Here is a 13,061-nt window from a genome sequence, read left to right on the forward strand (position 1 = left end):
ACGTCGGGGCTTTGGCGGAAAGGACGCGGGGCGGCGGGGTGCGCTCGTGCCCCGCCGAGTGTCCGTCGCCGTCGCTGCCGGCCGCGACGGACGTTGATCTCGCGCATAAGGCCACCGACGCTTTGACCGATCAGACCGCTTCCCCGCAAGCCTCCGGCGTTCTCGTGCTCGGCATGCACCGCAGCGGCACCTCGGCGCTGACCGGCGCGCTCGACCTTCTCGGCATTCCCGCCGCAGGCGATCTCCTGCCGGCCGAAAGCTACAACGAGAAGGGCATCTTCGAGAATCGCGCCGTCAACCTCTTCCACAACCGTCTTCTGGAGGCGCTCGGCTCACGCTGGGACGACCCGATGCCGGTGTCGAACGGCTTCCTGGAGACGCAGGCGGGCGAGCGCTTCGTGGAGGAGCTGGCGGGGATCATCCGCACCGAGCTTCTGGCGCAGAGCGCGATCTTCACGGTCAAGGACCCGCGCATGTCGCGCTTCGTGCCGCTGTGGCGCGCGGCGCTGAACCGCGCCGGCGCGCGGCCGCTCGCCGTCCTGCCGTTCCGCCACCCGCTGGAGGTGGTCGGCTCGCTCGCGCGGCGCGACGGGTTTGCGCGCGCCAAGTCGCTCCTGCTCTGGCTCGACCATACGCTGGGCGCCGAGCGCGAAACGCGCGAGATGCGCCGCAGCCTCGTGACCTATGACGGGTTGCTGGCCGACTGGCGCGGCACGGTGGACCGGATAGCGGGCGACCTCGACATCCGCTACCCCGTGGAGCGCGCGCGGGCCGAGGCGCGCCTCGACGCGTTTCTCACGGGCGAGCTTCGCCATCATGCCGCCCCGCCCGCGATCGGCGAGGCGACGCGCCTCGACCAGCTGACCGCGATCAGCTGGCGCGCCATCCTGCGCCTCGTCGCCGACCCGCAGGACGCTGGGGCGCTGAGCGAGCTCGATGCCGTGCGCGGCGAGCTCGGCGCGACGACGGCGGTCCTCTCGCCCTATGTCGCTTGGGAGTTCCGCGAACTGGCGGCCAAGAGCTGGGACGCCGAGAAGCTCGCCTTCCAGCTCGACGCCGAGAAGCGCAGCCGCGAGGACGGCGACCGCATCCAGCTGGAGCGCGAGCGCCAGATGCGCTCGGCCCACAACGACGACCGGCGCGCCCTCGCGCTCGCCGAGCGACGGCTGGAGCGCGTCGAGGGCGAGCTTCACGGCGCCATGGCGGAGGCCGATCGCCTGCGTCCCTCGGTTCACATGGCCGAGATGTTGCGCCACGAGATCGAGTCCCTCCATCGCGAGGTACACCGCCGCGACGTCGCCATGGCCGCGCTTCGTGCCTCGACCTCCTGGCGTGCGCTCCAGCCGCTGCGCGCCTTCGGCGCCTATGTTCCTCCCGGCGCGCGCACCGCGCTGCGCCGCTCGGCCAAGGCCGCCTGGTGGCTGGTGACGCCCTGGCGCATGCCCGCGCGCCGCCGCGTGATCGAGGCGCTGGAGCAGCAGCGGCAGGAGGCGCTCGTCGCGCCGCCGCAGCCCGCGCTCGCGCCGCCCGCGCCGCCGCAGCCGCCCCGGGTCGTCCGTGAGCCCTCGCTTCTTCCCGAGCGCCCGCCGCTGCGCGTCTTCGAGGCACCGCTCGACCGGCCGCGCCTGTCGATGGTCACCGACAGCATCAACAGCGGCAGCCTCTTCGGCGGCGTGGCGACGGCGCTCATCTTCTGCGCGCTCGCCGCTCGCGAGACCGGCCGCACGCTGCGCATCGTCACCCGCATGCAGGCGCCCCATGCCGCCAATGTCGGCACGATCCTTGCCGAGCACGACATCCGCTTCGACGGTGACGTGCAGTTCGCCTTCTGCGATCAGAACGATCCGGATGCGGCGATCGACGCGGGCGCCGACGAGATCTTCGTCACGACCTCGTGGTGGACGACGCACGCGACGCGCAAGGCGATCCCGGCCGAGCGCATCCTCTACCTCCTGCAGGAGGACGAGCGCATGTTCTATCCGCTCGGCGACGAGCACCTGCTCGCCGGCGAGACGATGGGCGACCCGGCCGTGCGCAAGATCGTCAACACCGAGCTCCTGTTCCGCCACCTCGAGACGACGGGCATCGTGGGCGAGCGCGACGTCTTCTTCGAGCCGGCCTTCCCGGCGCGGATCTACCATCCCGAGCCCGCGGAGGATGCGCCGCGCCGCCGATTCTTCTTCTATGCGCGGCCCGGCCACGCGCGGAACCTCTTCGAGCGCGGCGTCGCGGTGATCGACCGGGCGATCGAGGAGAACGTTCTCGATCCCGACCGCTGGGACATCCACTTCGTCGGTCGCGGCCTGCGCCCGATGCAGCTGGCGCGCTCCGTCGAGCCGATCCTGGTCCAGGACCTTGCCTGGGGCGACTATGCCGCCTTCGTGCGCGGCGTCGATCTCGGGCTGTCGCTGATGGACACGCCCCATCCGAGCTACCCGCCGCTCGACATCGCGGCCTCGGGCGGCGTCGTCGTGACGAACCGCTGCGGCCTCAAGACGGATCTCTCGCGCTATTCCGAGGCGATCCTGTGCGCCGACGTTTCGGTGGATGCGCTGGTCGAGACGCTGCGACGCGGCGTCTCCCTCGCAGAGGACCGGGACGCAAGAGCCAAGGCGCACGCGCAAGCGGGTCTGGCGCGCTCCTGGGCGGAGAGCTTTGCGGGACCGATGGCGACGCTGTTCCGGGACGGCGCCCTTGTTCGTTGAGCTGCCGCCGCCGGTTCACCACGTCGAGCCGTGGGGCGAGCCTTTCGAGCGCCGGCTTGCCGCGCTGAGGGGCGGGCGGCCACGCATCGCCTATTTCTACGAGAGCCCGGACAACAGCACCTTCCGCTACCGCGTCTTCAACATGATCGAGGCGATCGGGCGCGAGTGGCCGGACGCCTCGGCAGCGTATTTCTCGCTGGCCGACGGCGCTGGGCTCGCGCGCGTCGCCGAGACCGCCGATATCCTCGTGATCTGCCGCGCGCGCTACAGCGCGCTGATCGGCGATCTCGTGGCACGCATCCGGCGGCGTGGGGCACGCGTCCTGTTCGACGTCGACGATCTCGTGTTCGACACGCGCTATGTCGAACTCATGCTCCATACGCTGGCGCAGCCCGTCAACGAGGGCGCCTGGGACTGGTGGTTCGCCTATACGTCTCGGATCGGACGCACGCTGGCACTCTGTGACGGGGCCATCACGACCAACGAATATCTGGCGGACCGCATCCGGGACGTCGCGCCGGTCGACGTGCGGGTGGTTCCAAACTTCATGAATCCGGCTCAGATCGCCCATTCGCGCGAGATCATGGATGCCAAGCGCCGCTCGGGCTTCCGGCGCGACCACGCTCTCCATATCGGCTACTTCAGCGGCTCGCCGACCCATGTCCACGACTTCGCCGTGGCGACGGCCAGCCTCGCGGACATTCTGCGGCGCTACCCCGAGGTGCGGCTGCGCATGGTCGGCTACCTCGAGGTTCCGCCCGTGCTGGAGCCGTTTGCCGAGCGCCTCGACCGCCATGCCTTCACGGACTACGTCAACCTGCAGGGACTGGTGGGCGCGACCGAGATCAACATCGCGCCGCTGCAGGACAACCGGTTCACGAACTGCAAGTCGGAGCTGAAGTTCTTCGAGGCGAGCGCGGTGGGAACCGTGACCTGCGCGTCGCCGACCTATACGTTCGAAAAGGCGGTGCAGCCGGGCGAGAACGGTTATCTTGCGGCGGCGCACCGCTGGAGCGAGGTACTGGGAGAGATCGTCGACGACCTGCTCGACGGGGGGCGGCGCTACCGCGAGGTTGCCGAGCGGACCTTCGAGGAGGCGACCGCCCATTACTCGGGACCCGGACAGATCGCCGCAATCCGCCGTGCCCTCATGCGGGGCGAGGGCGCCTGAACGCCGGTCTGCATCCGGTGCGTGTCCGGGAAGTCTCAACGTCGACCGAGGAAACCGAATGAAACTGACCGGCATCCACCATCTGACCGCCGTCACGGCCGACGCGCCCGGCAACCACCGCTTCTACACGCAGGTGCTCGGCATGCGCCTCGTGAAGAAGACGGTGAACCAGGACGACGTCTCGGCCTACCATCTCTTCTACGCCGACGGGTTGGCGAGCCCGGGGAGCGACCTGACCTTCTTCGACTGGCCGGTGCCGCGTGAGGAGCGCGGCACGCATTCCATCGTCCAAACCGCGCTTCGCGTTTCGGGCGAAGGCGTGCTGGAAGCCTGGCAGGGGCGACTGGCGGCCGCTGGTTGTCGCGCCGAGCCGATCCGCGAACTCGACGGACGGGCGACGCTCCGCTTCGAGGATCCCGAAGGTCAGCGCCTCTCGCTGGTCGACGACGGTGGGCTGGGGAGCGCGCATCCGTGGGAGCGCAGCCCCGTGCCGGCGTCGCAGCAGATACGGGGCCTCGGGCCGATCACGATCAGCGTGCCGCAGCTCGGGCCGACCGACCGCGTGCTGCGCGAGGTACTCGGCATGGAGCCCGTGCGAAGCTACGCGGACGAGGGGCGCGAGACGCAGGTCTACGAGATGGGCGAGGGCGGTCCGGCCGCGGAGCTCCACGTTCGGCTGGAGCCGCACGCGCCAGTCGCCCGCCAGGGGGCAGGCGGCGTCCACCACGTCGCGTTCCGCATCCCGGACGCCGAGTACGAGGCCTGGGCTGACCGCCTGAACGGCGTCCGCCTGCCCAAGAGCGGCCCGGTCGACCGGTTCTACTTCCGATCTCTCTACTTCCGCGAGCCCGGCGGCATCCTGTTCGAGATCGCAACGGATGGTCCCGGTTTCGCGACGGACGAGCCGTTGGAAACACTCGGCGAGTCGCTTTCCCTGCCACCCTTTCTCGAGAGCAGGCGTGCGGAGATTGAGCGAGGACTCAAGCCGCTTTGAGCGGTCGACTGCGCGTCTGGCGCGCAAGATTGTGCCCAATTCTGAGGCATGCGCATTTCTCGCATAAAGGGCTTGCATCAACGATCCTGCGGTCCTAGCCTTCGACCACATACCGGCCTCGCCGGACGGCATCAGCGCCCCGTGACCCCAAGGCATTCGCCATCGGGGCGCGGGGTTTTTTGTGGGAGCGGCATGACGCGCCTTCGCATCCCTCTGGGTCTCCTGTTCTCGCAGAGCGGCGATTATGCGCGGCTCTCGCGCGAAGCGCGCGACGGTGCGCTTGCGGCGGTCGCGCAGGTGAACGGCGATCCGCAGTCCGGCGTCGGGTTCGAGGTCTTCGAGGCCGATCCGGAGGGCCGCACGGATCGTTACGCGCCGCTCTGCGGCGAGCTCCTGCGTGGCTCGGTCCGGCATGTCGTGGGTTGCATCACCTCCTGGAGCCGCAAGGAGATCATTCCGGTCCTCGAGCGGCACGATGCCATGCTCTGGTACGCGCCGCCTTACGAGGGCTTCGAGGCTCACGAGCGGATCGTCTACCTCGGCGCCTGTCCGAACCAGCATGTCGTGCCGCTTCTCGCCTATGCGATCCCGCGCTTCGGAAACGACGCCTACCTTGTCGGCTCGAACTACATCTGGGGCTGGGAGGTCAACCGCATCGCCCGCGAGATCGTGGGGGATGCCGGCGGCCGCACTCTCGGCGAGCGCTATCTGCCCTTGGGAGACACGGACGTCGCGCGGATCGTCGAGGAAATCCGCGTGCTGCGTCCGGCCTTCGTCGTCAACAACCTGATAGGTCCGTCGAGCTACGCCTTTCTCGATTCCTACCATCGCCTCGGCCGCGCCGATCCCGACTTCGCGCCGGCGCGGCGACCGGTTCTCTCGTGCAACCTCGTGGAGGACGAGCTCGCGGCGCTGCAAGGCGCGGGCGACGGGGTGCTGACCGTGGGGCCCTATTTTCGCGGCGACGATCCGGCGCCGGCGTCCCCCCGATCGGCCTTCATGGCGAGCGCCGCGAGCGCCGTTCTGGTGTTGGCCGCGATGGCACGGGTCGCCGGAACGGGTGAGCCCGAGGCGATCTCGGCGTCCTTCGCGGGCCGACGGTTCGCGACGCCCCTCGGCGAGGTCGCCGTCGATCCGCAGACCCATCACCTCGACTTGCCGGTTCTGATCGGCCGCGCCTCGGGTTCACGCTTCGAACCGGTCTGGCGCAGTCCGGCGCCCGTGGCGCCCGATCCGTATCTGTCGCGCTACGACCCGCGGGACGCCTTTCGGCGTCCGGCCTTGAGGATCGTGCCATGAGACGCGAGCGGATCCCGCATCTGGGCGGCGCGCGAGCCTTCGTCCTGCACAAGCCCCATCCGAGCCTCGCGGTGCTGACGCGCCAGCTCGCCGCGATCGGGCTGGAGGTGACGGAGTGCTGGCCGGAGCCGACCGCCGACGTCCTGGGCGCCGACTTCCTGTTCTTCGACGTCGACCTCGGCTTCGACGCGCAGTTTCCCTGGAAGCCCGGCGAGGCGCCGATGCCGACGGTCGCGCTGATCGGCTCGGAGGCGCCGGGGCGGATCGAGTGGGCCCTGTCGCAGCGGGCGGATGCCCATATCGCGAAGCCTCTTGGCCAGTCGGGCGTCTACGCGGCGCTCCTGATCGCGCGTCAGGCCTTCGAGGCGAGGCGGTGCCTCGCCCGCGAGATCGAGGATTTGCGCGCGCAGATCGCCGAGCGCCGGACCGTCGTCGCCGCCGCCCTCATCCTCGCCGGGGCGGGCGCGAGCGAGGCTGAGGCCTTCGGTCGGCTGCGCGCCCTCGCCATGTCTTGGCGGGTCGGCGTCGAAGAAGCCGCGCGGCGCGTCTGCGCGGCGCGCGTGTCGGAGCAAGACGAAGGGGAGGCCGATGGAGCCGCTCGCCGCTGACGGCCGTCCGGTGCCGGCTCCCGGCGCGCCGCCGGCGGACCATGCGCTGGCTCGCCTCCTGCGGCGCCCGCTCGCGCTGATCGGCCTCGCGCTGATCGGGCTCATCGTCGGGGCGGCACTGCTCGCGCCCTGGATCGCGCCGTTCGACCCGAGCGAGCAGTTCTTCGATGGCCTGACGGTCGAGGGCGCGCCGCTCGCCCCCAACGCCACCTACTGGCTAGGCACCGACCTTCTCGGTCGCGATCTTCTCAGCCGCATCCTCTACGGGGCGCGGACCTCGCTCGTGATCGGCGTCGTCGCCAACGGCGCGGCCCTCATGATCGGAACGCTGGTCGGGGTCGTCGCCGGCTACCGGCGCGGATGGGTCGGCACAATCCTCATGCGCTTCACCGACCTCATGATGGCCTTTCCGGCGCTGCTGCTGGCGATCTGCCTCGCCGCGATCCTGCGCCCAAGCCTCTGGATCGTCGCGCTCGTCATCGCGCTCGTGAACTGGGTGCAGGTGGCGCGCGTGATCTACACCGAGACCACCGCGATCGCCGAGCGCGACTTCATCCAAGCCGAGCGGTCGCTTGGGGCCGGCGAGGCGCGCATCCTCGTGCGCCACATCCTGCCGCATCTCCTGTCAACCGTGATCGTCTGGGGCACGCTGGGCATCTCGACCACGGTGCTTCTCGAGGCGACGCTCTCCTATCTCGGCGTCGGCGTTCAGCCGCCCGAGCCCTCCTGGGGCAACATCATCTTCGAGAACCAGACCTACTTCCAGGCCGCGCCCTGGCTGGTCTTCTTCCCCGGAGCCGCGATCCTCGTCATGGCGCTCGCCTTCAACCTCGTGGGGGACGCGCTGCGCGACGTGCTCGACCCGACCGAGCGGGGGCGCGACTGATGCTGCTCTACGTTCTGCGGCGCCTGGTCCAGGCTGCGCTGATCCTTCTCGGCGTCTCGGCGATCACCTTCGCGCTTCTCTACATCCTGCCGGCCGATCCCGTTCGCCAGATTGCCGGGCGCTCGGCCACGGCCCAGACGGTCGCCAACATCCGGGCGCAGCTCGGGCTCGACCAGCCCTTCCTCGTCCAGTACGGACGTTATCTTGCCGGGCTCCTCCAGGGTGATCTCGGACGCTCTTATCTGCAGCGCACCGACGTCGCCTCGCTGATTTTGTCGCGCCTGCCGGCTAGCCTCCTCCTCATGGCGGCCGGCATCGCAGCCGAGCTTCTGATCGGCCTGACGATGGGCATGTTCGCGGCCGTGCGCCGGGGCGGCGCGGCGGACCGGGCGCTGATGCTCGGCTCCTTCGTCGGCGTGTCGGCACCCCAGTTCGTGGTCGGGCTCCTGCTCCTCTACGTCTTCGGCGTCCAGCTGCGCTGGCTGCCGATCTCGGGATACGGCACGGCGGCCCATCTCGTCCTGCCCGCGCTCACCCTCGGCATCCTCGGCGCGGGCTGGTACTCGCGCATGATGCGGTCCTCGATGATCGAGGTGCTGAGGCAGGACTACATCCGCACCGCCCGAGCCAAGGGTTTGCCGCGCGCGACCATCCTGTTCCGGCACGCGCTGCCCAACGCGATCCTGCCCATCGTCGCGATGATCGGCATCGACATCGGCGTCTTCATGGGCGGCATCGTGGTGGTGGAAAGCGTGTTCGGCTGGCCGGGCATCGGCCAGCTCGCCTGGCAGGCGATCCAGCGCGTCGACATCCCCATCATCATGGGCGTCACGCTCGTGTCCGCGCTCGCCATCGTCCTCGGCAACCTTCTCGCCGACCTCATCGCCCCCTTCATCGACCCGCGCATCAAGCTCCGCTGACGCGCCCGAACCCAAGGAGACCGTGACCCATGACGCGCTACTGGAAGCAGACGGCCGCCGCCGTCGCCCTTCTCGCCGCACTCGGCACCGCGCCGGCCCTGGCGCAGGGCACCGCGCCCGCCAACGGCGGCACGATCACGATCACCTACAAGGACGACGTCGCCACGCTCGACCCGGCCATCGGCTACGACTGGCAGAACTGGTCGATGATCAAGTCGCTCTTTGACGGGCTGATGGACTACGAGCCGGGCACGACCAACCTCGTGCCGGGTCTGGCCGAGTCCTACGACATCGCCCCCGACGGTAAGGTCTTCACCTTCCACCTGCGCGAGGGTGTGAAGTTCCACAACGGCCGCGTCATGACGGCCGAGGACGTGAAGTACTCGCTCGACCGCGTCACCAACCCCGAGACGCAGTCTCCGGGCGCGGGCTTCTTCGGATCGATCGCAGGCTATGAGGCCGTTTCGAAGGGGCAGGCGAAGGAGCTGTCGGGCGTCACCATCCCCGACCCACGCACCGTGCGCATCGAGCTTTCGCGACCCGACGCGACCTTCCTTCATGTGATGGCACTGAACTTCGCCTCGGTCGTGCCGAAGGAGGCGGTCGAGGCCGCGGCCGGCGACTTCGGACGCCAGCCGGTCGGCACCGGCGCTTTCAAGCTCGCCGAGTGGACGCCCGGCCAGCGCGTCGTCTTCGAGCGCAACCCGAACTACTGGCGGCAAGGCCTGCCGCATCTCGACGGCGTGACGTTCGAGATCGGGCAGGAGCCGATTGTGGCGCTCCTGCGCCTGCAGCAGGGCGAGATCGACATTCCCGGCGACGGCATTCCGCCCGCGAAGTTCCAGGAGGTGATGGGGAACCCGGAGACAGCCAAGGAGGTGGTCGAGGGCGGCCAACTCCATACCGGCTACATCACCATGAACGTGAAGATGGCGCCCTTCGACGACGTGCGGGTGCGCCGCGCCGTCAACATGGCGATCAACAAGGACCGCATCGTCCAGATCATCAACGGCCGCGCCAAGCCCGCCAACCAGCCGCTGCCGCCCTCCATGCCCGGCTATGTCGAGGGATACGAGGGCTACAAGTACGATGTGGCCGCCGCCAAGGCGCTGCTCGCCGAGGCCGGCCATACCGACGGGTTCGAGACCGAGCTCTTCGTCATGAACACCGATCCCCAGCCCCGCATCGCGCAGGCGATCCAGCAGGATCTGGCGGCGATCGGCATCAAGGCCTCGATCCAGAGCCTCGCGCAGGCCAACGTGATCGAGGCGGGCGGCACCGAGACCGGCGCGGCCATGATCTGGTCGGGCGGCATGGGCTGGATCGCGGACTTCCCCGACCCTTCCAACTTCTACGGCCCGATCCTCGGCTGCGCGGGGGCGGTGCAGGGTGGCTGGAACTGGAGCTGGTACTGCAACCCGGACCTCGACAAGCTGGCGGCGGAAGCCGATGCGATCGTCGATCCGGCCAAGGCGGCCGATCGCTACAAGGCCTGGGGCCAGATCTACACGAAGATCATGGAGGACGCGCCTTGGGTGCCCGTCTTCAACGAGCAGCGCTACACGATGAAGTCGCCGCGCATGGTGGGTGAGGACAAGCTCTTCGTGGATCCCGTCACGATTCCCGTGAACTACGACAACGTGGGCGTTTCCGATGTGCGGTAAGTGCGATTACACGATCCACGGCCGCTCGTTCCACTACGGCTGGGACAACTTGTTTCCACCGGCGCAGCATGTCGCGCCGGGTTCCACCGTGTTCTTCGAGTGCCACGACTCCTCGGGCGGCCAGCTGACGGCCGCCTCGACCGTCGCCGACGTGTCGACGCTCGACTTCGGTAAGATCAACCCGGTGACCGGGCCGATCTTCGTCGACGGCGCCGAGCCGGGCGATGCGCTGAAGGTGACGATCGAGGGATTCGACCCCTCCGGTTTCGGCTGGACTGCCAACATTCCGGGCTTCGGCCTTCTCGCCGACCAGTTCACCGATCCGGCGCTCACGCTCTGGACCTATGATCCGAAGACGTTGGAGCCCTCGGCCTTCGGCTCGCACGGGCGTGTTCCGCTCAAGCCCTTCGCGGGCACGATCGGCGTCGCACCGGCCGAGCCCGGTCATCATTCGGTGGTGCCGCCGCGCCGCGTCGGCGGCAATCTCGACATCCGCGACCTTTCGGCCGGCACGGTGCTCTACCTGCCCGTCGAGGTCGCGGGCGCGCTCTTCTCGGTCGGCGACACCCACGCCGCGCAGGGCGACGGCGAGGTCTGCGGCACGGCCATCGAGAGTCCGATGAACGTGACTCTCAAGCTCGACCTCGTGAAGGGCGCGAACCTCAAGATGCCGCGCTTCACCACCGCCGGTCCCGTGACGCGCCATCTCGACGCCAAGGGCTACGAGGTGACGACCGGCGTCGGGCCGGACCTCATGACCGGCGCGCGCCAGGCGGTCGCCGACATGGTGGAACTCCTGGCCGGTCGCTACAACATGAACCCGGTCGACGCCTACATGCTGGTCTCGACCTGCGGCGACCTGCGCATCAGCGAGATCGTCGACATGCCGAACTGGGTGGTCTCGTTCTACTTCCCCCGGATCGTCCTGGAATGACGGCACGGGCCGCGATCGAGGCTGAGGCGGCGGTGCCCGCGGGCGCGGGCACCGTCCTCGAGGTCGAGAAGCTGACCGTCGACGTCGGCACGCCGCATGGTCGCCGGGCCGTGGTGCGCGATCTCTCGTTCACGGTCGCGCGCGGCGAGACGCTGTGCATCGCGGGCGAGTCCGGGTCGGGCAAGTCCATGACCTCGCTCGCGATCATGGGCCTCCTGCCGCGCCCGGCCGCGCGGGTCGCGGGCGGCTCGATCCGCCTGGGCGGACGCGACCTCACGCGGCTCGGTGAGGCGGAGATGCGGGCCGTGCGCGGCGACCGCATCGCCATGATCTTCCAGGAGCCGATGACCTCGCTGAACCCGGTCCTGACGATCGGGCGGCAACTGACCGAAGCGATCCGCGCCCATCGTCCCGTTTCGGCCGGCGAGGCGCGCCGGCTCGCGGTCGAGGCGCTGGAGGCGGTCCGCATGCCGCAGGCCGCCGCGCGACTCGACCGCTATGCGCACGAGATGTCGGGCGGCCAGCGCCAGCGCGTCATGATCGCCATGGCCCTTGCGCTCCGGCCGGACCTCCTGATCGCCGACGAGCCGACCACCGCGCTCGACGTGACGGTACAGGCCCAGGTCCTGTCGCTCCTGCGCGATCTGCAGCGCGATACCGGTACGGCGGTGATCCTGATCACCCACGACATGGGCGTCGTCGCCGAGATGGCCGATCGGGTCGTCCTGATGCGCCATGGCGAAAGCGTCGAAAGCGCACCGACGCAGCGCCTCTTCCAGGCGCCGGCAAGCGCCTATGCCCGTGAACTCCTCGCAGCCGTTCCGCGCATCGGGGAGGGCGCCGCGCGCAGGCCGACACGCGATACGGCCGCGCATTCGGCGTCTCCCGTGGTCGAGGTGTCGGACCTGCGCGTGCGCTTCCCGGTCAAGGCCGGGCTGTTGGGACGGCCGGTCGCGGAACTGCATGCGGTGGGCGGCGTCTCCTTCCGGATCGAGCCGGGCGAGACGCTGTCGCTCGTGGGCGAGTCGGGTTGCGGCAAGTCGACCACGGCCAAGGCCCTCGCGGGTCTCGTTCCCTTCGAGGGGGTGGTCGTCGTGGCCGGTCGCCATGCCGGCGCGCTCGACCGTGCGGGCCGGAAGGCGATGCGCCGCGATGTGCAGATGGTCTTTCAGGATCCCTACGCCTCGCTCGATCCGCGCATGACCGCCGGCGATCTCGTCGGCGAGCCGCTGGTGATCCACCGGATCGGCGATGCCGCCGAGCGCCGCGAGCGGGTCGTCTCCTTGTTCGAGCGCGTCGGACTCTCGCCCGACCAGATGGCGCGCTATCCGCACGAATTCTCGGGCGGCCAGCGTCAGCGCCTCTCCATCGCCCGCGCGCTCTCGCTCGGACCCAAGCTCATCATTGCCGACGAAAGCGTTTCCGCCCTCGACGTCTCGGTGCAGCGCCGCATCCTCGACCTCTTGCAGGAACTGCAGGAGAAGCGGGGCGTCAGCTACCTCTTCATCTCCCACGACATGGCTGTGGTCGAGAACATCTCGGACCGCGTCGCCGTCATGTACGGCGGGCAGATCGTCGAGACGGGCTCGCGCGACCAGATCTTCGGCGCGCCGCATCATCCCTATACGAAGCGGCTGATCGCCGCGGTGCCTGTGCCCGATCCCACGCGGCGTGGACGCGCACTGCCGCGCATGGAGGAGACCGCGCCCAACCTCGTGCATGGACGCGGCGAGCGCCCGGCCGCGGTACCGCTCAGCGAGGTCGCGCCCGGACATTGGTCCGCTGCGAGCTGACCGCCCGCGTTTTTTCGCGCCGCGCGCGGTCCGTGCTAGAACGATGGGCATCCGCGACTCAACCCGTCGCCCAGGGAGACCGAACGC

Annotated in this window: 10 protein-coding genes; all 10 read left to right on the forward strand. The window is 69.5% G+C overall.

Annotated elements, in window-relative coordinates:
* The first annotated feature begins 122 nt into the window (after window positions 1-122).
* Complete coding sequence (locus tag AUL35_RS17980; protein WP_156418063.1) at window positions 123-2,705, forward strand: hypothetical protein; 2,583 nt, start codon at window positions 123-125, stop codon at window positions 2,703-2,705.
* On the forward strand, window positions 2,695-3,876 hold the full coding sequence (locus AUL35_RS17985; RefSeq protein WP_062017364.1) for a glycosyltransferase: 1,182 nt from the start codon (window positions 2,695-2,697) through the stop codon (window positions 3,874-3,876). The genes AUL35_RS17980 and AUL35_RS17985 overlap by 11 nt, the downstream gene beginning before the upstream one ends.
* Before the next feature lie 58 nt (window positions 3,877-3,934).
* Window positions 3,935-4,870 (forward strand): ring-cleaving dioxygenase, encoded by a 936-nt coding sequence (locus AUL35_RS17990; protein WP_062017366.1) that lies wholly within the window; start codon window positions 3,935-3,937, stop codon window positions 4,868-4,870.
* Window positions 4,871-5,062: 192 nt separating this feature from the next.
* A complete protein-coding gene (locus AUL35_RS17995) occupies window positions 5,063-6,169 on the forward strand; it encodes a transporter substrate-binding protein (protein WP_062017368.1) in 1,107 nt (368 codons plus the stop codon).
* On the forward strand, window positions 6,166-6,777 hold the full coding sequence (locus tag AUL35_RS18000; RefSeq protein WP_062017371.1) for an ANTAR domain-containing response regulator: 612 nt from the start codon (window positions 6,166-6,168) through the stop codon (window positions 6,775-6,777). The genes AUL35_RS17995 and AUL35_RS18000 overlap by 4 nt, the downstream gene beginning before the upstream one ends.
* Window positions 6,758-7,663 (forward strand): ABC transporter permease, encoded by a 906-nt coding sequence (locus AUL35_RS18005; RefSeq protein WP_062017373.1) that lies wholly within the window; start codon window positions 6,758-6,760, stop codon window positions 7,661-7,663. The genes AUL35_RS18000 and AUL35_RS18005 overlap by 20 nt, the downstream gene beginning before the upstream one ends.
* Window positions 7,663-8,583 carry an ABC transporter permease gene (locus AUL35_RS18010; protein WP_062017376.1) on the forward strand — a complete coding sequence of 307 codons (921 nt, stop codon included), beginning with the start codon at window positions 7,663-7,665 and terminating at the stop codon, window positions 8,581-8,583. Before AUL35_RS18005 ends, AUL35_RS18010 begins: the two co-directional genes overlap by 1 nt.
* A 29-nt stretch (window positions 8,584-8,612) precedes the next feature.
* On the forward strand, window positions 8,613-10,247 hold the full coding sequence (locus AUL35_RS18015; RefSeq protein ID WP_062017379.1) for an ABC transporter substrate-binding protein: 1,635 nt from the start codon (window positions 8,613-8,615) through the stop codon (window positions 10,245-10,247).
* Window positions 10,237-11,181 carry an acetamidase/formamidase family protein gene (locus tag AUL35_RS18020; protein WP_062017382.1) on the forward strand — a complete coding sequence of 315 codons (945 nt, stop codon included), beginning with the start codon at window positions 10,237-10,239 and terminating at the stop codon, window positions 11,179-11,181. Before AUL35_RS18015 ends, AUL35_RS18020 begins: the two co-directional genes overlap by 11 nt.
* On the forward strand, window positions 11,178-12,974 hold the full coding sequence (locus AUL35_RS18025; protein ID WP_062017385.1) for an ABC transporter ATP-binding protein: 1,797 nt from the start codon (window positions 11,178-11,180) through the stop codon (window positions 12,972-12,974). Before AUL35_RS18020 ends, AUL35_RS18025 begins: the two co-directional genes overlap by 4 nt.
* Window positions 12,975-13,061 lie beyond the last annotated feature (87 nt).

It is taken from the genome of Aureimonas sp. AU4, assembly GCF_001463765.1.
In the GTDB taxonomy this organism is placed as follows: Bacteria; Pseudomonadota; Alphaproteobacteria; order Rhizobiales; family Rhizobiaceae; genus Aureimonas.